The following is a 23,333-nucleotide window of genomic DNA, read 5'->3' as shown; positions in this document are numbered from 1 at the left end:
AAGGAACCGGCTCCAGCCGAAGGAATAGATCGCCCCCAGAAAAATAAATTTTAAAGAGTATCGTTCGGAAATTTTAAACAGGCACTATGTTGATATATCTGATCAAAGCAATTGCTTGCAGCGGTATTTTTTATGTGTTGTATGCCCTGCTGTTCAATAAAGAAAAAATGCTGGTATTTAACCGGTTTTATTTGTTGGGTAGTTTGGTAGCTTCTTTTTTAATACCGCTGATAACTATAACTGTCGAAGTGCCGGAAATAGCTCAACAACATCAGTACATTATGCCGGAAGATTTGGTTACAGTGCAATATGTTCCAGCACCAGGTATAGATTGGGTTATCTACATGGAGATGAGTGCGATAGCATTAACAGTAATAGTGAGTTGTTTTTTGCTGGTACGTTTTTTACTTAATTTTTTAGCACTAATTGCAGTAGCAAAGAATGAAACAGGTGTTTACATAAAGGGTATAAGAGTAGTGTTACTGAACGGACCAATTGCGCCACATAGCTTTCTAAATACTATTTATCTTTCTAAAGCCGAGTATGAAAGGGGTGGTATTGAAACAGAAATTATGGCACATGAAATGGCGCATATACGTCAAAAGCATAGCTGGGATATACTCTTTGTAGAATTACTGAAAATTTTTACCTGGTTCAATCCGTTTATCTATCTGTACAAGCGATCTGTAATGATCAATCATGAACTGCTGGCTGATGCCGCAGTGGTAAAGCAGCTGGGCGATGTACGGAGTTACCAGCTTGTTTTATTACAACGGGCTGCTACACAAAGCTCGTTAGCATTGGTGAGCAGTTTTACATTCTACATTGCCAAAAAACGTTTAACCATGTTATTAAAGAAATCCAATAAAAAAAGAACAGTTCTCCTATCACTAGCCTTGATTCCTGTGACAACCCTGGTTGTATTTGTTGGGTGTAATACTGTTGAAAAGAAAGAAGCTGACCTTACCCCGGAAGAACAAAAGGAATTGGCACGGGCAAAAGAAGACGCGCTCAGTACCATATCTAAAGACACTATGATTTCAGTAACGATACCTGAGGCCCAGCCGGCAACAGATGACGCAGAAACAAAATCAGGAGTGACAGCGCCCCAAGTCGATATTAAGAAGTTTTCTCCTCCTAAAATCATCAGGGATATGCCGGAGGGGCCGGGGGCATCTGCTAAAGAATTAGCGACTTATGAAGAAATTATCAGACAAGTACTGGACGGTAAAAAAAATAAGTATAAATGGATCGAAGGCAAATCAGATAAGCTGCTTCCCATTTATCAAAAGATGACATTTGAGCAGCGGCGAAATGCAAGTCAGTTGCCGCCACCGCCGCCGCCCAAAATTGAAGTCAGGAAGTTCACATCGCCTAAATAATAAAACCAGGCGCAGATCATAATACAGGAAACGAACTCTCAACTACCCCCAAAAAAATTACTGGTGTATCAGAAAAAGCATAGAAATGGTGCAAAGTTGTTTGAAGGAACATCTTTTGAAAACAATGTATCAACATGCTTTAACCGCGCCCGCTAAAAATTTACAGGTGGACATTGAAAGAAGCCGGAAAGAATTGAAACCTGATGAAGCTTTTATCGATCAAATGTTAGAGCTATTTAAAATATAAAAAAAGCTTCACTCCCAAACCGGCTAATTGCATAAAAAAGCCGCTGCATTTTTGAACGCAGCGGCTTTTTCAAACTATAAAATTACAAAATTATTGTCAGATCAATTTCACGCTTCTTTCAACGAAGGCAGTCAAATCTGCGCCGGTCAACATACCCTGTGCTAGTAAAGCCAGATCAAATGCCTGTTGTGCGAGAGCTTTCTGTGCGTCGCTATTAGTTTCAGCTAATATTTTGGTAGCCAGGGGGTGATTAGCGTTAACAGCTACCTTATACCGATCCGGCATCGAGCCGTAGAAATTCATACCGCCACCCATTGCTGCCATATCTTTCATCCTGCGCATAAATTCGTCCATTGTAACAGTAACCGGTAAACCGTCTGCTGAAAGATTTTCAACACTTACTTCCATACCTGGCTTGGTAATGGCTTCTTTAAATACCGTTTCCAGCTCCTTGCTTTGCTCTTCACTTAAGCTGCTTTCAATTTTCTCGTCTTTATCGATCAGTTTCTCCACTACATCCGCATCTACCCGCTTGATCTGGGTTTTTTCCAGGTCGCGCTCCAGGTGACTTACAAAGTGATTATCCAAAGGACCATCTAACAGCAATACATCGTATCCTTTCTTCTCTGCTGCACTGATATAGCTATGCTGCCTGTCGGCATTAGCAGAATAAAGGAATACCACATTACCGTCTTTATCAGTTTGAGCAGGCGCTACTTTCTCACGGTACTCTGTTAAGGTAAAGAAGTCTTTTTTTACATTATTCAGCAATACAAAATCCTTCGCACGCTCTGCAAATTTGGGTTCGCTGACAATACCATATTTTACAAAAACACCTATATCATTCCACTTTTCTTCATAGCTCTTACGATCGTTCTTAAACAATTCCGCTAATTTATCAGCTACTTTTTTAGTAATATAGGTATTGATCTTTTTTACATTGCCATCCGCCTGTAAAAAAGAACGCGACACGTTCAAAGGGATATCCGGTGAGTCAATTACACCATGCAACAGCATCAGGAACTCAGGCACGATATCTTTTACATCATCGGTAATAAATACCTGGCGGCTGAACAATTTGATCTTGTTGCGCTGTATTTCCACGTCATTTTTGATCTTAGGAAAATACAATACGCCGGTAAGGTTAAACGGATAGTCCACATTCAAATGGATCCAGAATAAAGGATCTTCTGTAAACGGATATAATTCTTTGTAGAAGCTTAAATAGTCTTCATCTTTTAACTCAGACGGCGCTTTCGTCCAGATGGGTTTAACCGTATTGATAATATTGGGTTTCTCAACCTCTTTATATTTAGGCTTGCCTTCCTCGTCCTCACCGTCTGGCTCACTTTCTGTTTTGGTGCCAAATTGTACCGGAACCGGTAAAAACTTAGCATACTTATCCAAAATAGTTTGCAGCTTATAGTTTTCGAGGAAGTCTTTATTCTCTTCATTGATATAAAGAATAATATCTGTGCCACGTTCGGTGCGGTTCCCCTCGCTTAATTCAAATGTGGTGCTGCCATCGCATATCCAACGGGCCGGTTCCGCGCCCTGCTGATAGCTTAAGGTTTGGATTTCCACCTTATCGGCCACCATAAAAGCAGAATAAAAGCCCAGACCAAACTGGCCGATGATTTCATTCGCGTCTTTTGCTTCTTTGAACTTTTCAAGAAATTCACTGGCTCCCGAAAAAGCGACCTGGTTGATATATTTTTTAATTTCCTCAGCGGTCATACCAATTCCATTATCAGAAATGGTAATAGTTTTAGCCTCTGCATCCAGTTTTACCTGAACCAATGGTTCTCCCAGCTCGCCCTGGAACTGGCCTAAAGAAACCAGTCTTTTCGCTTTCTGGATCGCATCTACGGCGTTAGAAACCAACTCACGAAGAAAAATTTCATGATCACTGTACAAAAACTTCTTAATGATAGGGAAGATATTCTCTGTGTGGATTGAAATAGTACCTTTTTCCTGAACCATATATTGAATTTATTTTTTCGATTTTAATCAAAATTGATACCGTTATGGATTAAAGGTCAGATTGTCAGATTTTGTGAAAATAATTCAGGAGGAGTGGGTTAAGCGCCGGAAGGCGGATGTATGAGACCTCATAACAGATGCCGGATATTGGAGGGCTGTTGTTAAATCGCTTATGTGCAGCTGATACCCCTCTTGATACCTCGCATATGGTGATGGAACTGTATCCGGATATGCGATCAATCTGGGCCGGTTACATTTCCAGTATGAACTTCAAATGTAACTGTTGGGATCGGCTTTACTGCGGTCTTCCGTCGATACGCGCGACTTTTATTCACGCGTGCCGGTGTAGAGGGCAGCATATTAGTGGCAGAATTGTACCCCTATATGTGATCATTCTGAGTCCCTTTATATGTATTCAAATGTAATAGTTGTATATATCGGCTTTCCTGCGGTCTTGAGTGAACATGAGCCGCTATTATTCACGTGTTGGTCCTGTAGCGGCCGCATATGGGTAGCAGAATATGTAAAAAACCTGTGCCAGCCCCTGTAGGGCGTCATATTAAATCGGCCAAACCAGTAATAATAAATTAAATTTTCGCTGTCCAATATCAAATCGTCTTTGAGTTTTATCCCCAATGCTGGGTATTAGTCATTTGCTTTATCTTAGTATTATGTATAACAAAGATTTTTTCCAGGTAAACAGCGATATAGAGTGGACCGATCTGGGTAACGGTGTATCGCGGCAAATGCTGGGACACGATGGGCAAATGATGATGGTAAAGGTGAAATTTGAATCGGGGGCTGTAGGGGCTATGCATCAGCACCCGCATGTACAGGTGAGCTACGTGGAGAGTGGTGTTTTTGAACTGACTATAGGAGAGGCAACTAAAACTTTAAGGCAGGGTGATGGTTATTTTGTACCACCCAACGTATTACATGGCTGCTTATGTATTCAGGCAGGCGTATTAATCGATGCGTTTACTCCTGCCCGGGAAGATTTTCTGCTCCAAGATCTGTAATGTTATCGAAAAAAGTGAGGGACTGTGCCCGAATTGGGCCGGCAGCGAAAGTTGTAAAAACAGGTCTAGGAAGCTTTTAACTTCGAGCTCATAAATACAATCAATAGCCTTACTTCCAATTGAAACAGTTACCAGTCAGGCTTCTTTTTTTGCGTTAAAAGTTAAAGAAATGGCTGTTGAATATGCTCCTAAAGTATTCGGCGCTATTCTGTGGACATTATAGGATACTGGATTATAAAAAGACAGCCCAGTTACTGAATAAGCTTTTTATCAGGAAACCGGCGCCAGCCAGTAATAGAAAAGAAGGCACAGATATTAACGAAAGGCGGCGCTGTAAAAGCGTCGCCTTTTATTGCAGCCTGTAAATACAGCTGGAAAATCAAATAAAATCATTTTACAGATCGGCTGGCCGGATTGTATTAGGCCGAAAAATAATATACTTGTAGTTCAGTTAAACCTTCTTCATTAATTGCTATTAATAAATTTAGTTTTAGAATGCATACCCTGTTGCCTTTTCTTTTAGCCATGATAGCGGCGATTGTTCTGCTTCAAATGTTTGCTGTAAAGCTAAAAGTTGCGTATCCGATTTTACTGGTAGTGGCGGGACTTCTGGTTAGTTTTGTTCCGGGGTTGCCGGTAGTGAAGATTAATCCGGATTTGATCTTCTTTATTTTCTTGCCGCCTTTGTTATTTGAAGCGTCCTGGACGATATCATTTAAAGAGATGCGCAAGTGGTACCGTATCATTACCAGCTTCGCTTTCCTGGTGGTTTTTTTTACCGCATTGTCAGTAGCGGTTGTGGCCAATCATTTTATTCCAGGCTTTACTATAGCATTAGGCTTTTTATTGGGGGGCATTGTTTCACCTCCTGATGCAGTAAGCACAGCAGCCATTACCAAATTTGTAAAAATACCAAGATCAACTTCAGCAGTACTGGAAGGTGAAAGTTTGTTGAATGATGCCTCATCCCTGATCATTTTTCGCTTTGCCCTTGTGGCTGTAGGTACCGGGCAATTTATATGGCAGGATGCCGCCGTTAGTTTTCTATGGATGGTAATCGGTGGTGCCGGAATTGGCTTGCTATTAGCCTGGCTGTTTGTGCAAGCGCATAAAAAATTGCCTACCGATGCTTCTTCTGATATTGCGCTTACATTGATTGAACCTTATTTCATGTACTGGATAGCGGAGCAATTACATAGCTCAGGTGTGTTAGCCGTAGTTGCAGGAGGGCTTTATATGTCATCTAAACGGTTGATTTTTCTCAATAGCTCGAGTCGAATAAGAGGTTACAGTGTTTGGGAAAGCTTCGTTTTTATTTTGAACGGTATTGTTTTTTTGATCATAGGTTTAGAGTTGCCCGAGATTGTGCAGGGGATCCGGTCCAAAGGGATTCCGTTAAATACGGCAATTGGGTATGGCGTATTGGTAACTGTGGTGTTGATTATAGCACGAATGATCAGCAGCTATGCTGCATTGATCGCTACGCTCATCTTCAGAAGGCGGGCGATACCTCATGTAACCAACTGGAAAAGACGGTATTTAATGCCATTGCTTCTGGGTTGGACAGGTATGCGCGGTGTAGTGTCTCTGGCTGCCGCACTATCGATACCCGTTACTTTAGATGATGGCTCCTTATTTCCTCACAGGGATCTTATATTGTTTATCACTTTTGTAGCCATATTATTAACCCTTTTGGTACAGGGGCTTACATTGCCTTTCATTATAAAGCGTACTCGTTTGTTCGACGGAATTTTTAATGAAGCAGAGGAAGAAGAAACACGCCGGAAAATGAAACATGGCCTGAAGCAGCATGTATACGAAGTGCTAAAGAGCCGTTATGAAAGTGACCTGAACGGCCATGCGGGAATAGAGAAAATATTAAGGCAATGGGAAGAAAGAGCCAAGGTTGCTGATGATAGCTGGATGAATGAGAAGACTAAATTGATCTTTGTCGAATTACTGGAAAGCCAAAGACGATACCTTACCGAATTGAATAAAGATCCTGCTGTCGATGAAGAGATCATTCGGCAGCAATTGTACCAGATAGATCTTGAGGAAGAACGGCTTAAAATCATATAACAGATCATTTTTAAATTAATCTCCCCTTGCCACAGGGGAGATTTTATTTTTTGATCTATGATAAATGTTGTCGTGTCTTCTTCAAAAAACGGATGGTGAGAAAAATAGCCGAAAAACTTAAGCCGCTAATAAATCCGATCCATACGCCTTTTTCCGCCATTCCAAAATGAAAAGCCATCAGGTAACCGAGTGGAATGCCCAACACCCAATAAGCAATAAAAATAAAAAAGGTAGGAACATTCACATCCTTAATGCCTCTTAATAGTCCGGCGCTGGTGGCCTGTATAGCATCGGGTATCTGGAAAGCAGCGGCAAACAATAATAAAGCAGCGGCAATACTGATCACATTCTCCTCGTGATTGAAAAGTAGGGGCAGCTGCTGTTTAAAAACAGCGAAAAGGATACAGCAAACGGCGCCATAAATTAAGGCCAGTATTACCGTGCTTTTTCCAATAACGGATATGCGTTTCCAATTAGTAGTACCAAAAGCATGACTAACCCTGATAGATCCCGCCTGAGATAAGCCCAGGGATACCATGAAGGCAAAAGCAGCAGAGCTCAGTGCAATTTGATGAGCAGCCTGTTCCGCTGCACCTATAGTGCCTACCAGGATACCTGATACTGCGAAAGCACCAGCTTCCATGCCAATCTGCAAACTACTCGGAATACCTATTTTCAGAAGCTGTACAAGCGTCTCCTTTTTGATCTTCCATTGTGTTTTAGAAACCGCCATGTATTTCTTAAATACTTTGTGATTAAGTATGACAATGCCCAATAAAACAAATATAGTAACACGGGTGATCAATGTAGCATAACCAGCGCCAATCAACTCCAGGCGTGGAAAACCCCAGTTGCCATAGATTAATAGCCAGTTTAAAAACACGTTTAGCGGTATAGCTGCTATTGATAAAGCCATGGCTGTTTTAGTATACTGCAAGCCATCGGCAAATTGTTTCAGGGTCATGAACAATACCATGGGTATAATAGAAAAGCTCATCAGGGTCATAAATGGCATCGCTAATTCCACTACCTCAGGATCTTGTTTGAGGTGCAGTAATATGTCACGCCCGAAAAATAATCCCAGCGATATCAGCACGCCAAACACCGCACAAAGCCAGAAACCATTGTAAAAATAATGGGATACCTGTTGCTTGTCGAATTTACCATGAGCCAGGGATACCATTTGTGCTACAGAAATAGTAACACCAATACCAAAGATGAATGGGATATTGATGACATTCAATACCAGCGCTGCTGCTGCCAATTGCTTATAACCGGTGTAGCCGATCATAGCAGTATCAATCAGGTGCAGGCTCATTTGAGCCAGCTCGCCAAAAATAATAGGAAGGGCCAGTTTTAAAGTGTTCCTGGCTTCAGTTTTATAAGAGAGATACATGAAATCTGTTGGTTGTTAGTTGTATAAGTAAGTTGTAGTGCGGTAGTCTTTATATTACACCGTGTAATACATGACGGTATCGTATTGAAACAAAACCTTCCCGTTTTCTTCGAATCGCAGAAAAAGATCATATAGTTCACTCAGCACTTCATCGTGTAACAGGCTTTGTTGGGGCATAAATGATGAAGAAAGCGCCCTGCCTTTGAAACCTTCCCAATCGAAAGACTGGCTGTTAGCCAGCACCTGTTTTTTCATCTGATGTGGATGAAGAAAGTTCCTTATCAGGTCCATATCAAATTTTCTATGTTGCGAAGCTTCATACCCGGGGATCCGGCGGTGAAAAATTGCTTCATAGCCGGCCGTAAACGGTGAATCATCCTTCCTTACATTCCATATTAGCAGTATGTGACCACCGGGTTTAAGAATGCGCGTAAATTCCTGTTTTGTTTTTACTGCATCAAACCAATGGAAAGCAGTCCCTGCTACGATTAAGTCAATAGTTCGATCTCCCAGTTGAGTCATCTCGGCCGAGCCATCAACAATTTTTAGACGAGCATCGGTACCATAAATATCGGTACAGGCGTTGCGCATGGCTTCATTTGGTTCCACAGCATAAGTCAAATTGCCATTATCCAAAAATAGTTCTGTAAGAAAACCCGTACCGGCACCGATATCCGCCACCATATCACCCGGGCGGAGATTTATGTCTTGTTTAAGTATATCTATAACTTCCTTCGGGTATTTGGGACGATATTTTATATAGTCTGCAACGCGGTTGGAGAAGCGTTGTTTCGGATCTGACATACGATTATAGTTTTTCAATCACCATAGCGCTGGCACCGCCACCACCATTGCAAATACCGGCCGCTCCATATTTCGTCTGATGTTGCTTCAATACGTTAATCAGTGTTACAACGATCCGGGCCCCGCTGGCTCCTAAAGGATGGCCTAACGAAACAGCGCCGCCATTGACGTTTACTTTAGCCGGATCAAGTGTAAGCCGCCTGGTATTCTCTATGCCTACAACACTAAAAGCTTCATTAAGTTCCCAAAAACTGATATCTTCTTTTGAGAGTCCGGCTTTAGCAAGGGCCTTGGGTAAGGCCAGCGAAGGGGTAGTAGTGAACCATTCGGGAGCTTGCTCAGCATCAGCATAAGAAACGATCTTGGCAATAGGTTTTAATCCCAATTCTTCACATTTTTCCTTGCAGATTAAAACCAGCGCCGCAGCCCCGTCATTCATGGTGCTGGCATTGGCAGCTGTTACAGTACCTTCTTTTTTAAAGGCCGGGTTTAATGCGGGTATCTTATCAAATTTTACATTAAACGGTTCTTCATCCTTTTCGAAAATTACCGGATCGCCCTTTCGTTGTGGAATGGCAACCGGCGTTATTTCTTCTGAAAAACGACCTTCTGCCCAGGCTGCCTGGCTTCTTTGGTAGCTTTCAACTGCAAATGCGTCCTGTTCTGCTCTGCTGATATTACATTCGCTGGCACATAACTCCGCCGCTATGCCCATAGCATTTCCGTCATATACGTCCGTCAATCCATCTTTCGCCAGGCCGTCAATAAGACTGGTATTGCCATATTTATTACCCCATCTTAAATTAGGTACGTAAAACGGTACATTGCTCATACTTTCCATACCCCCGGCTACAACAATATCTGCATCGCCCAATAAAATGCTTTGCGCGCCCTGTGCAATAGCTTTCATGCCGCTGGCGCAAACTTTATTGATGGTAGTACAATTAACTTCATCGGGCAGGCCCGCAAATTTTGCAGCCTGTCTTGCCGGAGCCTGACCCAGGTTGCCTTGTAAAACACAGCCCATTAAAACATCCTGCACCTGTTGAGAGTCAATACCTGCTTTTTCTATAGCCGCTTTGATCGCGATAGCGCCTAATTGGGTTGCCGAAATGTCTTTTAAACTGCCACCAAAGCTTCCCATAGGGGTACGTACGGCAGAAAGAATATAAACTTCTTTGTTATTCATATAGCTGAGTTTAAATGCAAATGTAGTTTTCTTTTTAAAATGGCGTTGTTACCGATTGGTTATTAACTCAAAAACCCCTGCAGATTAAGCTTTGTCCTTGCAGTTAAGTCTTCAATACGTAATTGAATATGGTATCGCAACAATCGATCCCATCATGATGAGAAAAAAAATGTAAGTTTGAAAAGATTTGTCAGGGCAATCAATGCGCTGAAGTCTGAAAAGAAATTAAAAACCACAAGGATGAATATAAATCTTGCTTTGTTGCTGTTAGTTATTGCCATGTCGGCTTTTAATAAACAAAGTGATAATAAAGAACCGGTAAAGGAAATCATAACCGGGGCCGATCAAACTCAATTATATGTGCCTTATCTGAAAGGGAAAAGAGTAGCTATAATGGCTAATCCAACCACCATCATAGGTAAGAAACATCTGGTAGATAGTTTAAAAAACCTGGGCATTAACATTGTAAAAGTTTTTGGCCCGGAACATGGTTTCAGAGGCAATGCAAGTGCCGGTGTAAAGATAAAAGATGAAACAGATGCCGCTACCGGTATTCGTATTATTTCTCTGTATGGTCCTAAAAATAAACCTACCAAACAGGATATGGCAGATGTAGATATTTTACTATATGATTTGCAGGATGTGGGCGTGCGCTTTTATACCAACATCAATGCCTTATCCAGGTTGATGGAAGCCTGTGCTGAAAGTGACAAAGAAATGCTGATCCTGGACCGCCCTAACCCTAACGGTTATCTTATTGATGGTCCCGTACTGGATATGAAATATAAATCCGGGATCGGTATGTTCCCTATTCCTATGTCACATGGATTAACTGTAGCTGAATTTGCGCAAATGGCCAACGGGGAAGGCTGGCTGACCAATAAAGTGAAATGCAGATTAAAGATCATTAAGGTGGCTAATTATGATCATAACATGCCTTATACCTTGCCGGTAAAGCCTTCTCCCAATCTAAACACACAGCAGGCTATTTTGCTATATCCTTCTACCTGTATGTTTGAAGGCGTTTATATCAATCATGGCCGCGGTACGCAGTTTCCTTTTACTGTTTTGGGCAGCCCAGAATTAAAAGGGAAGTATGCATTCTCCTTTACACCCGTTTCAATAAAAGGAATGGCCGAAACGCCTATTTTTATGAACCAGGTTTGTTATGGACTCGACTTGCGAAATTATGATACAGAAAAATTACGTAAGAGCGGGAAGATCAATATTCAATGGATCATGGAATTATATAAAGCACATCCCCATAAAGAGAAATTTTTTGAATCTAAGTTCAGTAACCAAATGAACAATATCGAAATCCAGATTGGTAATGGTATTTTTCGGAAACAAATAATAGATGGGGTATCGGAGGCAGAGATACGCAAAAGCTGGGAACCTGGTTTAAGCCAGTATAAGGAGATGAGGAAAAAGTATTTGTTGTATCCTTAGTTTAGTAGTTGATAGGTTGAAAACCTGCCTGGCGGCAGACAGGGTTGATTGGTTAATCAGGCGATCCTTTCCTGGAACTTCCAGGTAAGATAATCGGCATAGGAATAGGTTTTGTTTAGATCCACACTGGAAATGTCAGTCATCGGTACAGCATTTATAAAAAGATACTGAATATAATAGTTGGTGTAGGGGAGATGAGGGATTGAAAAGTTGACTGATTTATAATAAGGCGCACCTGTCAACCTTGTTTGTCTTCATCACGTCCTCCACTAGTTAACCTTTCAACTATTCAACTTGTCAACTTTAAAACCAGTCAACTCCATCCTACCTCCATACTTCTTTCCCCTTCCACCTGCCGCTGCGCATATACCACCACGCAAAAATGAAAGTGATAAACCAGTAAAGGAATTCACTTGCCCAGGCGTAAACCAGGGATAATCGGAGTTTTTCTACGACGATAAACACATAAACGGTGTAGGCAACTATTGAGGCTATTTCTATTCTTAAATTCACTTTGGTATTACCGGTTCCGGTGATGCTGTTGAGCCATACAACGGCTACAGACATCATGATCAGGCATATGGAAATGGTACGCACTACCGGGATCGCATCTGTAATAAAACCTGGTTCAGTTCCATAAATGCTTAAAAGCGTGGCCGGAAACAGGTTTAGCGTGATACATAATATGACAATCGTAAAAAAGCTCAGTCTGGCTATTTTTCGAACCAGGCCCATCACTTCATCCTGGCGTTGCTGCCCTATAATATTGCTCACCATCATATTGGTCGTATTAGCATAAGACCAGGTAAAAATGCCAAACACCGCAAAAATATTTCGCATGGTATTGCTGATGGCCAGTTCCCGTTCTCCATGATGTTCTATAAATACATAAAACAATAACCAGGCGCTCACACTTAATACAAACTGCATAACCAGCGGTAAAGACTGATTGAAAATGATTTTGATCGTCTGGGTATCCGGCCTTTTATCCTGGAACAGTGAAAAACGCTGAACAAAGCCTTTTTTGAAAATGATGAGGAACACAATAAGGGCACCGGTTATTTCGGCCATAACGGAAGCGTAGGCCGCTCCGTTAAATCCCATAGCCGGAAATCCCAGTTTGCCAAATATTAAAGTATAGTCGAGAAATATATTCACCAGGGCTTCAGCAATAAAACCGTATTTAAGATACTTGCTGTTATTAGTGCCCACCAAAAGCGCATTTCCCATCTGAAAAACGTACAGGAAGGGAAGGCCCCATGCCCGGATTTTCAAAAATGAAACGGCTTCTTCCAATACGGCATCGCTTTTTAACACAGACGACAGAAAAAAATCGACCATCAGGTAATTAAGACTGACGATCACGAAGGAAAATGCAAGAGCAATATAAATCGACTGTAAAAACAGCCTTCCGATTTCAAGGGGCTTATTTTCACCCGCCCGTCTGGAAATTAATGCCTGTAAGCCGCTATTCAATCCATTACCTACCAGTGCAAATATTAAATAATACACCCCCGTAATGCCAGCGGTACCCAGTTCAGTTTCGCCTAAATGACTCAAAAATACCGTGTTGGCAATAAAGTTTAATTGCGGCACCATCATGGCCAATGCAATCGGGGTGGCAATTTTAATGATCTGCCTGTTGCTGATATTTACCCGTAAGCTTTCGAGTTGAGCCATAGATATTAAAGTAAAAAGACGTCAAATTTCGTTAATCTGCTATCAATATTCGTCTTAAATATTCAATTTTAAATAGGATATTTGCCCGGTTAACATTAAATAAGTCACATTTTGCAGGAGCAGTTTAGTTTTTCGACAGAAGAAGAGATATACCCCGAAGATAGTTGCCTGGCTATGCAGGTGAGCCATCAGCATTTTAGTTTTTGTATCTATAATCCTGACGATCAAAAAGTCCTGGAGCTTAAAAGGTATGTGTTCAGTGCTGCAAATGAAAAACAGTTGCAGGAAATAGTTAATAGGAATCCCCGTTTGCAAGGAAGCTTTTACAAAATTATCACAGGACTTGATTTTGGTTTTAACTCCCTTCTTCCCGCTACATTAAACAGCGGCGACGCAGCGCCACTGATGTACCTGGAACATGCTGATCAACAGGATCATGTCATTACCGAAGTAGTTGAAGAGAGGCAAATTGCGAATATGTATACAGTAACGCCGGGAATATTAACCTGGCTGGTACACCATTTCCCGTCTTCAGCCTATTTACATGCGCATACCGTGCAGATTAAATCGGTTAAAGGAGCCTACGAACATGGAGCGCTTAGGGTAAATATTGCTGAAAAAACTTTTACGGTGCAAGCCTTTAAAAACGAAAGCTTGCTGTTAAGCAAAACTTATTCTTATCAGGCAACAGCAGATGTGGCATTCTACCTGTTGAAAATCTGCGAAGTCTTTGCTTTTAACCAGGAGCAGGTTGTATTGCAGCTTTCGGGTTTGATAGATACCCAGTCAAAATTGTACCGGGACTTATATGACTATTTCCTTCATATAAAATTAATGCCTGCAAACTGGACAGATAGTATTACCGGTTTGCCGGCTCATTATTTCACTGATCTCAACGAATTGATCCTATGCGAATTATTTCAGGAAGCTTAGGTGGTCGCAGGATCCATCCACCTACCAAAATGCCTTATACCCGTCCTACTACTGATGTGGCTAAAGAGGGTTTATTCAATACTTTGCAGAACCGGATAGATTTTGAAGGGATCAGGACATTAGATATTTTCGGAGGCACCGGCAGTATCAGTTATGAACTGGCCAGCCGTGGAGCCGGTGATTTGACGATTGTGGAGAAGGATAACCAGATGTTCGACTTTATAAAGAAGACCGCGGCTGCCTTGAAAATTGAAAATATGAAGTTTGTAAAAATGGATGTATTTAGATTTTTACAGGGTCATAGCCAACAGTACGATTTTATTTTTGCAGGTCCTCCTTACGCTTTAACGGAGATCGATGAACTGCCGCGAATCATTGTCGCGCAAAATATGATCGCACCCGATGGGATGTTTGTGTTGGAGCATACACCGCGTAATGATTACAAAGCTTTTGAAAAATATAGTTTTGAAAAGAATTACGGTACCACCATTTTCTCGGTTTTTACAAACGAAGCCGGATAGCTTTTATAAGCCATTATTGGAGTCTCTGATTTCATATATATCGAAAAGGCCGGTGGACTAAATTTAGGATATGAAGTAAATCGTTTTCCCTCCGGTGCGGCTATGATTGATATTTGGATGGAGCATAGTTTTTGCGTGATACAGCCGTATAGGGATGAAATTGGTATGAGTTTATTGGTGGACAGGGAAGATGTTCCTTTGGATACAACACCAGACCGTTATTTTGAAAAAGAAAAGGCATTTAAAGACGAATTTGAGAGGGTTCTTTCAACCTGTTAACAGTTGTAGATATTCGGTACTTAGAATTTTTGGCTGCAATATGCTGTTCTTACAAAAAGTATAGTTGTTTGGATGACCTTATTTACCCATATCAAGTCCAGTAGGGAAGATACACCGGTAATACAATACGGGAGAGGCGCTGAGTTCCGTAGGAACGACACCTTTTTAAATCTTAAACCTGAAACTTTAAACCTCCATGCTAAAATCCGAAGCACGCAAAGTATTTTCCGCTAAAAGAAAGACCACCACCGCTCAGCAACGGTTGAAGTGGGATGATCTAATTCTAATACAATTTCAAAGCCTGTCGCTGCCCGATATAGATATGCTGTTCACCTATGCAGCGATGGAAATGGAAGTAAATACTGACCCTATTGTGGATTATCTTCATTTTCGCAATCCGGCAATCCAGGTTGCTTACCCTGTTTGTGAATTCGACAAATACACCATGCAGGCGGTGCTGGCTACGCCCGACACCCCATTTATTAAAAACCAATATGGCACACCCGAACCGGAAACAGCGGGAGCATCCATTATTCCACCCGAAGCCATTGATCTGGTGATTTTACCTTTGTTATGCTTTGATAAGTTGGGATACAGGGTAGGGTATGGCAAGGGTTTTTATGATAAATTTTTGGAACAGATTAGTGATGAAGTGCTAAAAGTTGGATTAAGCTATTATGAACCAATAGATAAAATACAGGACCTCAACGAATTTGATGTACCTTTAGACTATTGTATCACACCCGAAAGGATGTATGAATTTTAGCAAACTTATCCGTCAAAGAAATATTTTCCTGGTTCCCTTCTCCTGGCTATACAAAGCCAGCGCCTTTGTTTTTCATAAATTATATGATTGGAAAGTTATAGGGTCTTACGCTCCCCGGGTGGCCACCATCTGCGTCGGTAATCTCTCTGTAGGGGGAACAGGTAAATCTCCTATGGTGGAATACCTGTTAAGATTGCTACAGGACAAAACAGCTGTTGCAGTAATCAGCCGGGGATATCGCAGGAAAACAAAAGGATTTGTAGTTGCAAACGAGTTGACCACGGCTGCAGATATTGGCGACGAGCCTATGCAGTTCCACCAAAAATTTCCGGGCGTAACCATTGCCGTAGGAGAAGAACGTGCCAAAGCTATAGAGGCATTGGTTGAACAAAAACCCCAAACGGGTGTTATTATACTCGATGATGCTTTTCAACACCGCGCCGTAACACCGGGTTTTAATATACTGCTTACAGAATACAACAACCTGTTTACAAAAGATGGCTACCTTCCTGCAGGAAGTTTAAGGGACTTGAAATCCAATTATCAAAGAGCGAATATTATCGTAGTAACCAAGTGCGATCCAGCCCTTGAAAATACCGGGAAAGAGCAAATCATTAAAGAAATCAGGCCATTTCCTCATCAGCAGGTGTTTTTTACCGCCATTGCTTATGGAACGCCGTACCAGGTATTTTCGGGTAAGACAATTGATTGGCCGGGTATTGATGCTGCAGTACTGGTAACTGGAATTGCGAATCCACAACCTCTTCTGGACTATTTGCAATTAAAGCAATTGGAATTATATCACATGGTTTATGCAGACCATCATCATTTCTCCGGGGAGGATATTGAAAAGATTTTAACAGCATATAATGCTCTTAAACAAACAAATAAAATTATATTGACTACAGAAAAAGATGCGGTAAGGCTTGTTGCCTTTAAAGAGCTGCAGGATTTGCCAGTGGTGGCGCTGCCGGTACAGCATCAGTTTCTGTTTAACGAAGGAAACATCTTCGATCAGAAAGTAATTGGTTTTTTGGAACCAAAATTGAAAGATGTTATCTAAAGCAGATCAATGATTTGATCATTACAATTAAACCATAGATAATGAGTAAAAGCAATAAACCTAAGAAGAAGGCAGGACAGCAAAAACAAACCAAACGCACGAAACGCGAGCCGGATACCAACACCCTGAAGGGGCGTTTGGACGTAACACGCTCCGGGCGCGGTTTTGTAATTGTGGAGGGATTGGAAGAAGATATTATGATTGCTCCCGATGGCCTTAAAGACGCTATGGACGGCGATACGGTTCGCGTAAAATTGTCGGGAGGTTATGAAGGGCGGCCCAAGGGCAAGGTTACAGAAGTGGTACAAAGAAAAAGAAGTGAATTTATAGGCAAAGTACAAATGAACAAAGGCTTTGCATTTATATTAGGGGACAAGGATAAAAATATCCCTGATCTATATGTAGCCGAGGACAACCTGAATGGCGTGAAGAACGGCGAAACTGTAGTGGCGCGTATACTGGACTGGGGTGGTGAAGGCAAAAAGCCTTCTGCAACGGTGGTATCAGTATTAAGCGGAGACGATGCAGCCGACGAGGCAATGAGAGCTATATTATTGGACAACGGGTTTGCCCTGAACTTCTCAGACGAAGCACAGGAGATCGCCGCACGCATACCGGAAGTCATCACCAAAGAAGATATCAGTAAGCGTAAGGATGTTCGGGGTGTACTGACCTTCACCATAGACCCGGCAGATGCGAAAGATTTTGACGATGCGATATCTTATCGGAAGTTGAAAAATGGAAATCATGAAATAGGCGTTCATATAGCAGATGTAAGCCATTATGTTACGCCCGGCAATGCGCTGGATGACGAAGCCTACCAAAAGGCCACTTCGGTATACCTGCCGGATCGGGTAAATCCGATGCTGCCGGAACATATTTCCAATGTACTTTGTTCCTTGAGGCCAAATGAAGACAAACTGACTTTTTCAGCTATATTCCAGATAACCGATAAAGCAGAAGTAAAGCAATACTGGCTGGGTAAAACAGTCATTCATTCCGACAGGAGATACACTTATGAAGAAGCCCAGCAGATCATTGAAAGCGGGGAAGGGGATCATGCGGATGTAATACTTACTGTAAACAATATCTCTCAAACCCTGCGTAAATACCGCTTCGACGAAGGTGCTATCAATTTTAATTCTACTGAGGTGCGGTTTAAGCTCGACGAGAAAGGTAATCCAACCGGCATCGTTTTAAAGGAAAGTAAAGAAGCGCATCAGCTGATCGAAGAACTCATGTTACTGGCAAATCGCTATGTGGCGAAGCATGTTTCTAAGATAAAGATCAATAATAAGGCGATACCTTTTCCTTATCGGATTCACGATACACCGGATGAGGAAAAATTGCTGCCATTTATTGCATTTGCCAATAAGTTTGGCTATAAGTTCGATATATCCAGTGCAGAAGCTATTGCTGCATCCTTTAATAAATTGCTCAAAGACATAAAAGGTCGCCCTGAGGAAGCTGTATTGCAACAATTAGGTATCCGTACCATGGCAAAGGCTAAATATACGGAGAGTAATGTAGGCCACTACGGCCTGGGCTTTGAGCATTATTGCCATTTTACTTCGCCTATACGTCGTTACCCTGATGTAATGGTGCACCGCATTTTACAGGATGTGCTGGAAGATAGTGTGAAGATCGACAAGCGGATGGAAGAAAAATGCAAGCATTGTAGTGAACGGGAACGTGCGGCGATGGATAGCGAGCGATCTGGCAATAAGTACAAGCAGGTACAGTTCATGGGTAATTATGTGGGAGAAGAGTTTGATGCCATTGTTAGCGGAGTCTCCAAGTTTGGCTTTTGGGCCGAAACCGTTGACCATATGTGCGAAGGCCTGGTTTCAATAACCAGCCTGGCTGAGCATGACAGCTTCCGCCATTCTGAAAGCGACTATGCGCTGGTAGGGCATCGAACTGGTAAGAAATTTACGATGGGTGATAAAGTGCGGATTAAAGTTATAGCTGCCAACCTGGAAAAGCGGCAGTTGGACTACGAATGGGTGAACGAAAAATAGTTTTTAAAAAAAGTTTATTTTTCTGTCCAGATCGCTGGAGGCTGATTGTTATACCATTTTATAACAATTAAAATTCAGAAACATGGAACAGAGATTAAACTTTTTTCAGAAAGGAAACGCGGCGATGCGTTCATTATTTGGTATTGCAGGACACCTAGCCAAAACTACTATCGATAAAAATATACTGCATTTGCTTTATTACAGGGTATCGCAGATCAACGGTTGTGCCTATTGCTTAGATATGCATTCCAAAGACCTGCTGGCTGCAGGAGAATCAATACAACGTTTACTGGTATTGGATGCCTGGAGAGAAGCGCCGTTTTACTCTGATAAAGAAAGAGCAGCCCTGGCCTGGGCCGAAGCTTTAACCGTTTTGGATAGCCCGGTTTTTCCTGAAGATGTTTATAAAGAGGCCGCTCAACAGTTCTCAGAAGAAGAGTTGGTGGATCTGGCACTGGCAGTAACTACTATCAATACCTATAACCGTTTTAATATTGCATTTGGTGCGGCTGTGGGTACTTATCAAGTAGGGCAATTTTCGCAGAAACAAGAAGCCGCGTAACTTTTTTAAGCTGATAGTTGAACTGTGGAGAATACTTGAACGAGGCCTCGTAACGCAGCGCATCTTGCATCAACTTCAGCGCCGGCGATTCCTTTACAGCAAAGAAAAGAGAACGCAAAGGATACGCAGAGGGCGAGTTCAATTCTAATGATGTAAAATCCGGAGTATTTAATCCGAACCACTCTGCGTCATCTCTGGTTCTCTGCGGTTAATAAATGTATATCAGCTAAGGCGCTATCTTTATTAAAATCTAAACTTTTTAACAATGACTGATTTTTTATTTATATTCAGAAGAGATGAAAATGAAATACCCAAGCTTTCCCCCGAAGAAATGCAGGCCGATACACAAAAATGGATCGACTGGATCAGCGGAATTGCCGCACAGGGCAAGCTTAATAGCCGTGGCAACCGCTTAGAAAGAACCGGCAAGGTAGTGCGGGCAAATGGGATCGTTACCGACGGGCCTTTTATGGAATTGAAGGAAGCGATTGGCGGGTATATCGTGGTAACAACAGAAACGATTGAGGATGCGGCAGAGCTGGCAAAAGGCTGTCCGGTATACGGCTATGGTGGTAATGTAGAAGTAAGAGCCATTAAAACACTATAAAGTGCAGCAGGAGCTGATACCTCATTTATTCAGAACGGAGTACAGGAAAATGGTGGCTGTACTCTGTTCTCTTTTTGGCTTACAGCATATTGAAACAGCCGAAGATATCGTCAGCGATACCTTTTTATCTGCTACCGAATTATGGGGCTTGAAAGGAGTGCCGGAAAACCCCGTTGCCTGGTTGTATACAGTGGCCAAAAATAAAACGAAAAACTATCTGAAGCGGGGTGCGATCTTTGATCAAAAGGTAAGCCGGGAGCTGCAATCAAATCAGGGCCTTTCCATAGAGCTTGAACCCGACCTGTCCGAAAAGAATATCAACGATAGCCAATTGGCCATGATGTTTGCTATCTGCCACCCGGCTGTAAATATAGAAGCGCAGGTTGCTCTATCGTTAAACCTGCTTTGTGGTTTCGGTGTACAGGAAATTGCAGATGCTTTTCTCACGAATAAAGAAGTGGTCTATAAACGCATCCAAAGAGCAAAGGAAAAGCTTAGGCAGGAAAATGCACCGGTTGCTTATCCCACGATCACTGAGATTGGAAGCAGGATGGACGCCGTGTTGTCCACGCTTTATTTATTATTTAATGAAGGGTATTATTCCTTCTCGCAGAATAATGTCTTAAGAAAAGAATTGTGTTGGGAGGCCATGCGTCTTTGCCACTTACTGGTAGTTAATGAAGTAGCCAATACGCCATCAGCCAATGCGTTACTGTCGTTGATGTGTTTTCATGCTTCAAGATTTGAAGCCCGCTTAAATGAGCAGGGTGAATTGATATTGTATAAGGACCAGGATACCGCTCTTTGGGATCAGGCGTTGATTGAAAGAGGACGGTTTTATCTTAAAATAGCTTTTACAGGAGATGAGATCAGCAAATATCATCTGGAAGCGGCTATCGCCAGCTGGCACACGATAAAAGAAGAGGCTCCTCAAAAATGGCAAACTATACTACAGTTATATGATCAGCTATTGATGATCGACTATTCTCCCATGGCTGCCTTGAACCGGGTATATGTTTTTTCTAAAGTACACGGCAAAGAACAGGCGATCATTGAAGCCGGAGAGCTTACTGTAGCGCAGAATCATCTCTATTTTACGTTGCAGGGTAAGCTCTATGAGGGTATTGATAACACAATGGCATTACAACATTTTAATAAAGCCCTCACTTTAACCAATGCCGGTGCTGAGAAGCAGGTAATTCAGGCGCATATCAGGAACCTGCAATCACTGTAGCAATCAGGATTGTTTTTGATAGATCTCATTCAATGCGGCATTGATATTGGGATACCTGAACCGGTAACCCGCATCAAGCAGCTTACCCGGCAGCACCCACCTGCTTTTGAGTAGGAGCTCCGTCTCTGTTCCTATCAGAATAGCTCCCGCTTTTAATAATATAATGGGGGAGGGCAGGTATAGCAACGGCCTGAGTATTTTCCTGATGGCACCCATAAACATTTGGTTAGTGACAGGAGAGGGCGCCGAGCAATTATAGATGCCTTTCAATGTTTTATTATTCATTAAGAATAAAACGATCTGGTACAGGTCTTCAATATGTATCCAGCTAAACATTTGTTTCCCGTTGCCTTGTTTCCCCCCTAGACCGAATCGTACCAGTTTGGTAAATGGTTTCATAACACCGCCGGTTTTTCCCAGCACAATAGCAATACGTAAGGCTATTTTCCGGGTACCAGGATATTCGTTTTCAAAAAATGCCTTTTCCCAGGCCTGGGCAACCGCGACCGAAAATCCTGAGCCTACCTCACCGGTTGCTTCATCCATGGCCCGGTCTTCTGCATGCCGGTAAATAGTTGCGGTACTGGAGTTGATCCACAATTGGGGAGGACGTTTGCACTGATCGGCAATCTGCTGCAACTTTCGGGTAGTATCCACCCTTGAATCAAGTATCGCCTTTTTGTTTTTTGCAGTATACCTGCAGTTTACGCTTTTACCTGCCAGGTTAACCAACACTGCGGCGCCTTCAAGGGCATTCAAAAGCGATGCATCGTCCTTCCAGCTTACATGATTGGCCTCTCTTGAAATGATTACTACCTCGTAGCCGGCATCAGCAAATTTTTTTTGAAAGAAGCTGCCTATAAAACCAGTACCACCGGCCAGAACTATTTTAGGCTTCATGATTGAAAAATCTTTAGATGAATTTTTTAAAGCGGTTTATGATGTAAGGTAAAATACACATTACAATAACAACAACGATAATATATCGATATTGCTTTTCAGGCGAATGTATGTACAATGACCATATACGCCCCTGTGTCTTTATTGCAAAAAAGCTTGCGCAAAAGCATCCTATTGCTATCAACTTGGGATTAGACATGCTGAACTTTTCTTTTAAAATAAAAACAAGGAGTATTATTAAAAAGAAACCTGTGTAGAAGCTAAGCATCAAATAAATAGCCAGGTAAAAGAAAAATCGCTGAATAAAGTCCTCTCTGTCACAGCTGCTATTGAAATACCAGCACAAAAAATAATCACTCAAAGCAAAAAGGATGGCTCCGGCAACATGGATCAAAATCATAATAGCTATAAAAGAGCCCAATCTTTTTAGAAATTGTAAGACCATATCGGAAGTGATTATAAGGTTTCTAAGCTTTATAGGGAACCTGCGCTACCAATCTTTTTTCTCTTGCCACTCGTTTACCTCTAAAAAATAAGTACATGTTCAGGAACAGCATAAAACCAAGATAAATACTGAATCCCCCCACTTTCATACTCAATATTTCAATAGCTCCCTGGGTACTGATCTTTTCAGCAGTGATCTTTAAAATATACAAAGCAAATCCCAGGTTCATCAGGTAAAAGCCGATCTTAAACAAAGTGTTGGTAGCTTTAGCGATCTCTTCGCGACCATTGAAGATATCTTTCATATACACAATGCTGTTTTTGAAAAGTTGATGCGCCACATAATAGGTAAGTAGTATTACGATAGGCAGGTACACGATGTAAGCGGTTACAATTAAATTTTCCATTTTATGATGTTTTAGGTGTGATGAATGTAGATTTTTTGGAAAGTGTATAGATGATAAAAAGGTTACAGTAGTGCGTTGCGGCAAGTATCAATATAAGGATACCGGTTTTAGTAGCGATGGAAGCAACTAGCTGCCCAGCATTGGCAACCTGTTCCCAGAAACTGAATTGAATAACAGCGTACCCTATATTAAAAAGATAGTAAGCAACAAGGATAATATTGTTGGTGGTGTCGGCTAGCGAAGTATTGTCGTTAAATAGCTTCATTATAAATACCCTGCCATTACGGTGGAACAATTTCCCTACCCATATAATAATGTAAATAGTGATGATCGCGTAAATGATATAGCAGAGAATATTGTAGTTCATG

General features: G+C 41.8%; 22 protein-coding genes. 14 read left to right on the top strand and 8 right to left on the bottom strand.

What is annotated here, in order from left to right; genetic code table 11:
* Positions 1–86 precede the first annotated feature (86 nt).
* Together U0035_RS04665 and U0035_RS04660 are read left to right on the top strand one after the other, a co-directional pair.
* Complete coding sequence (locus U0035_RS04665) at positions 87–1,382, top strand: M56 family metallopeptidase (protein WP_114788882.1); 1,296 nt, start codon at positions 87–89, stop codon at positions 1,380–1,382.
* Between the two features lie 85 nt (positions 1,383–1,467).
* The gene (locus U0035_RS04660; protein WP_162817720.1) at positions 1,468–1,629 is read left to right on the top strand and encodes a hypothetical protein; all 162 of its coding nucleotides are present in this window, start codon (positions 1,468–1,470) and stop codon (positions 1,627–1,629) included.
* Positions 1,630–1,725: 96 nt separating this feature from the next.
* On the opposite strand, the gene htpG is transcribed toward U0035_RS04660, so the two are convergent.
* On the bottom strand, positions 1,726–3,612 hold the full coding sequence (gene htpG, locus U0035_RS04655) for a molecular chaperone HtpG (RefSeq protein ID WP_114788881.1): 1,887 nt from the start codon (positions 3,610–3,612) through the stop codon (positions 1,726–1,728).
* Between the two features lie 671 nt (positions 3,613–4,283).
* Here htpG and U0035_RS04650 point away from each other — a divergent pair.
* The gene (locus U0035_RS04650) at positions 4,284–4,631 is read left to right on the top strand and encodes a cupin domain-containing protein (RefSeq protein ID WP_114789670.1); all 348 of its coding nucleotides are present in this window, start codon (positions 4,284–4,286) and stop codon (positions 4,629–4,631) included.
* Positions 4,632–5,126: 495 nt separating this feature from the next.
* Positions 5,127–6,710, top strand: coding sequence for a Na+/H+ antiporter (locus U0035_RS04645; RefSeq protein ID WP_114788880.1), 1,584 nt, complete (start codon positions 5,127–5,129; stop codon positions 6,708–6,710).
* Between the two features lie 55 nt (positions 6,711–6,765).
* Here U0035_RS04645 and U0035_RS04640 read toward each other — a convergent pair whose 3' ends face one another.
* From U0035_RS04640 to U0035_RS04630, 3 genes are read right to left on the bottom strand one after another with little or no spacing between them, the layout of a single operon-like run.
* A complete protein-coding gene (locus tag U0035_RS04640) occupies positions 6,766–8,106 on the bottom strand; it encodes an MATE family efflux transporter (RefSeq protein ID WP_114788879.1) in 1,341 nt (446 codons plus the stop codon).
* A gap of 54 nt (positions 8,107–8,160) precedes the next feature.
* Entirely contained in the window at positions 8,161–8,910 is a 750-nt protein-coding gene (locus tag U0035_RS04635; RefSeq protein WP_114788878.1) for a class I SAM-dependent methyltransferase, read from the bottom strand.
* Between the two features lie 4 nt (positions 8,911–8,914).
* Complete coding sequence (locus U0035_RS04630; RefSeq protein ID WP_114788877.1) at positions 8,915–10,099, bottom strand: thiolase family protein; 1,185 nt, start codon at positions 10,097–10,099, stop codon at positions 8,915–8,917.
* A gap of 240 nt (positions 10,100–10,339) precedes the next feature.
* On the opposite strand from U0035_RS04630, the gene U0035_RS04625 reads away from it, so the two are divergent.
* Positions 10,340–11,548 (top strand): exo-beta-N-acetylmuramidase NamZ family protein, encoded by a 1,209-nt coding sequence (locus U0035_RS04625; RefSeq protein WP_114788876.1) that lies wholly within the window; start codon positions 10,340–10,342, stop codon positions 11,546–11,548.
* Between the two features lie 324 nt (positions 11,549–11,872).
* Here the strand turns inward: U0035_RS04625 and U0035_RS04620 are convergent, their stop codons facing one another.
* Positions 11,873–13,228: an MATE family efflux transporter gene (locus U0035_RS04620; protein ID WP_114788875.1), complete on the bottom strand. Its 1,356-nt coding sequence runs from the start codon at positions 13,226–13,228 to the stop codon at positions 11,873–11,875.
* Between the two features lie 111 nt (positions 13,229–13,339).
* On the opposite strand from U0035_RS04620, the gene U0035_RS04615 reads away from it, so the two are divergent.
* The 9 genes from U0035_RS04615 (at position 13,340) to U0035_RS04575 (ending at position 21,214) form a co-directional block, all read left to right on the top strand.
* Positions 13,340–14,161 carry a DUF3822 family protein gene (locus U0035_RS04615; protein WP_114788874.1) on the top strand — a complete coding sequence of 274 codons (822 nt, stop codon included), beginning with the start codon at positions 13,340–13,342 and terminating at the stop codon, positions 14,159–14,161.
* Entirely contained in the window at positions 14,137–14,682 is a 546-nt protein-coding gene (locus U0035_RS04610; RefSeq protein WP_114788873.1) for an RsmD family RNA methyltransferase, read from the top strand. Before U0035_RS04615 ends, U0035_RS04610 begins: the two co-directional genes overlap by 25 nt.
* A 102-nt stretch (positions 14,683–14,784) precedes the next feature.
* Entirely contained in the window at positions 14,785–14,961 is a 177-nt protein-coding gene (locus U0035_RS04605; protein ID WP_162817719.1) for a hypothetical protein, read from the top strand.
* A gap of 196 nt (positions 14,962–15,157) precedes the next feature.
* Positions 15,158–15,727: a 5-formyltetrahydrofolate cyclo-ligase gene (locus U0035_RS04600; RefSeq protein WP_114788872.1), complete on the top strand. Its 570-nt coding sequence runs from the start codon at positions 15,158–15,160 to the stop codon at positions 15,725–15,727.
* Positions 15,717–16,790, top strand: coding sequence for a tetraacyldisaccharide 4'-kinase (gene lpxK, locus U0035_RS04595; RefSeq protein WP_114788871.1), 1,074 nt, complete (start codon positions 15,717–15,719; stop codon positions 16,788–16,790). Before U0035_RS04600 ends, lpxK begins: the two co-directional genes overlap by 11 nt.
* A gap of 41 nt (positions 16,791–16,831) precedes the next feature.
* The gene (gene rnr / locus U0035_RS04590; RefSeq protein ID WP_114788870.1) at positions 16,832–18,811 is read left to right on the top strand and encodes a ribonuclease R; all 1,980 of its coding nucleotides are present in this window, start codon (positions 16,832–16,834) and stop codon (positions 18,809–18,811) included.
* 82 nt (positions 18,812–18,893) lie between these two features.
* On the top strand, positions 18,894–19,373 hold the full coding sequence (locus U0035_RS04585; RefSeq protein ID WP_114788869.1) for a carboxymuconolactone decarboxylase family protein: 480 nt from the start codon (positions 18,894–18,896) through the stop codon (positions 19,371–19,373).
* Positions 19,374–19,638: 265 nt separating this feature from the next.
* A complete protein-coding gene (locus U0035_RS04580; RefSeq protein ID WP_114788868.1) occupies positions 19,639–19,980 on the top strand; it encodes a YciI family protein in 342 nt (113 codons plus the stop codon).
* Position 19,981: 1 nt separating this feature from the next.
* On the top strand, positions 19,982–21,214 hold the full coding sequence (locus tag U0035_RS04575; protein ID WP_245957541.1) for an RNA polymerase sigma factor: 1,233 nt from the start codon (positions 19,982–19,984) through the stop codon (positions 21,212–21,214).
* Between the two features lie 3 nt (positions 21,215–21,217).
* On the opposite strand, the gene U0035_RS04570 is transcribed toward U0035_RS04575, so the two are convergent.
* From U0035_RS04570 to U0035_RS04560, 3 genes are all read right to left on the bottom strand, one after another.
* The gene (locus tag U0035_RS04570) at positions 21,218–22,114 is read right to left on the bottom strand and encodes a TIGR01777 family oxidoreductase (protein ID WP_114788867.1); all 897 of its coding nucleotides are present in this window, start codon (positions 22,112–22,114) and stop codon (positions 21,218–21,220) included.
* 467 nt (positions 22,115–22,581) lie between these two features.
* The gene (locus U0035_RS04565; protein WP_114788865.1) at positions 22,582–22,965 is read right to left on the bottom strand and encodes a hypothetical protein; all 384 of its coding nucleotides are present in this window, start codon (positions 22,963–22,965) and stop codon (positions 22,582–22,584) included.
* Between the two features lies 1 nt (position 22,966).
* Positions 22,967–23,332 carry a hypothetical protein gene (locus U0035_RS04560; RefSeq protein WP_114788864.1) on the bottom strand — a complete coding sequence of 122 codons (366 nt, stop codon included), beginning with the start codon at positions 23,330–23,332 and terminating at the stop codon, positions 22,967–22,969.
* Between the last annotated feature and the right edge of the window lies 1 nt (position 23,333).

Source organism: Niabella yanshanensis (assembly GCF_034424215.1).
Taxonomy (GTDB): Bacteria; Bacteroidota; Bacteroidia; order Chitinophagales; family Chitinophagaceae; genus Niabella; species Niabella yanshanensis.
Note: the sequence above shows the minus strand (reverse complement) of the source record. Positions and strands in the feature narration are given on the sequence as shown.

Coding starts and splice junctions, on each gene's coding strand:
- U0035_RS04665 (WP_114788882.1), top strand. CDS start 87: ATGTTGATATATCTGATCAAAGCAATTGCTTGCAGCGGTATTTTTTAT.
- U0035_RS04660 (WP_162817720.1), top strand. CDS start 1,468: ATGGTGCAAAGTTGTTTGAAGGAACATCTTTTGAAAACAATGTATCAA.
- htpG (WP_114788881.1), bottom strand. CDS start 3,612: ATGGTTCAGGAAAAAGGTACTATTTCAATCCACACAGAGAATATCTTC.
- U0035_RS04650 (WP_114789670.1), top strand. CDS start 4,284: ATGTATAACAAAGATTTTTTCCAGGTAAACAGCGATATAGAGTGGACC.
- U0035_RS04645 (WP_114788880.1), top strand. CDS start 5,127: ATGCATACCCTGTTGCCTTTTCTTTTAGCCATGATAGCGGCGATTGTT.
- U0035_RS04640 (WP_114788879.1), bottom strand. CDS start 8,106: ATGTATCTCTCTTATAAAACTGAAGCCAGGAACACTTTAAAACTGGCC.
- U0035_RS04635 (WP_114788878.1), bottom strand. CDS start 8,910: ATGTCAGATCCGAAACAACGCTTCTCCAACCGCGTTGCAGACTATATA.
- U0035_RS04630 (WP_114788877.1), bottom strand. CDS start 10,099: ATGAATAACAAAGAAGTTTATATTCTTTCTGCCGTACGTACCCCTATG.
- U0035_RS04625 (WP_114788876.1), top strand. CDS start 10,340: ATGAATATAAATCTTGCTTTGTTGCTGTTAGTTATTGCCATGTCGGCT.
- U0035_RS04620 (WP_114788875.1), bottom strand. CDS start 13,228: ATGGCTCAACTCGAAAGCTTACGGGTAAATATCAGCAACAGGCAGATC.
- U0035_RS04610 (WP_114788873.1), top strand. CDS start 14,137: ATGCGAATTATTTCAGGAAGCTTAGGTGGTCGCAGGATCCATCCACCT.
- U0035_RS04605 (WP_162817719.1), top strand. CDS start 14,785: ATGATTGATATTTGGATGGAGCATAGTTTTTGCGTGATACAGCCGTAT.
- U0035_RS04600 (WP_114788872.1), top strand. CDS start 15,158: ATGCTAAAATCCGAAGCACGCAAAGTATTTTCCGCTAAAAGAAAGACC.
- lpxK (WP_114788871.1), top strand. CDS start 15,717: ATGAATTTTAGCAAACTTATCCGTCAAAGAAATATTTTCCTGGTTCCC.
- rnr (WP_114788870.1), top strand. CDS start 16,832: ATGAGTAAAAGCAATAAACCTAAGAAGAAGGCAGGACAGCAAAAACAA.
- U0035_RS04585 (WP_114788869.1), top strand. CDS start 18,894: ATGGAACAGAGATTAAACTTTTTTCAGAAAGGAAACGCGGCGATGCGT.
- U0035_RS04580 (WP_114788868.1), top strand. CDS start 19,639: ATGACTGATTTTTTATTTATATTCAGAAGAGATGAAAATGAAATACCC.
- U0035_RS04570 (WP_114788867.1), bottom strand. CDS start 22,114: ATGAAGCCTAAAATAGTTCTGGCCGGTGGTACTGGTTTTATAGGCAGC.
- U0035_RS04565 (WP_114788865.1), bottom strand. CDS start 22,965: ATGGAAAATTTAATTGTAACCGCTTACATCGTGTACCTGCCTATCGTA.
- U0035_RS04560 (WP_114788864.1), bottom strand. CDS start 23,332: ATGAACTACAATATTCTCTGCTATATCATTTACGCGATCATCACTATT.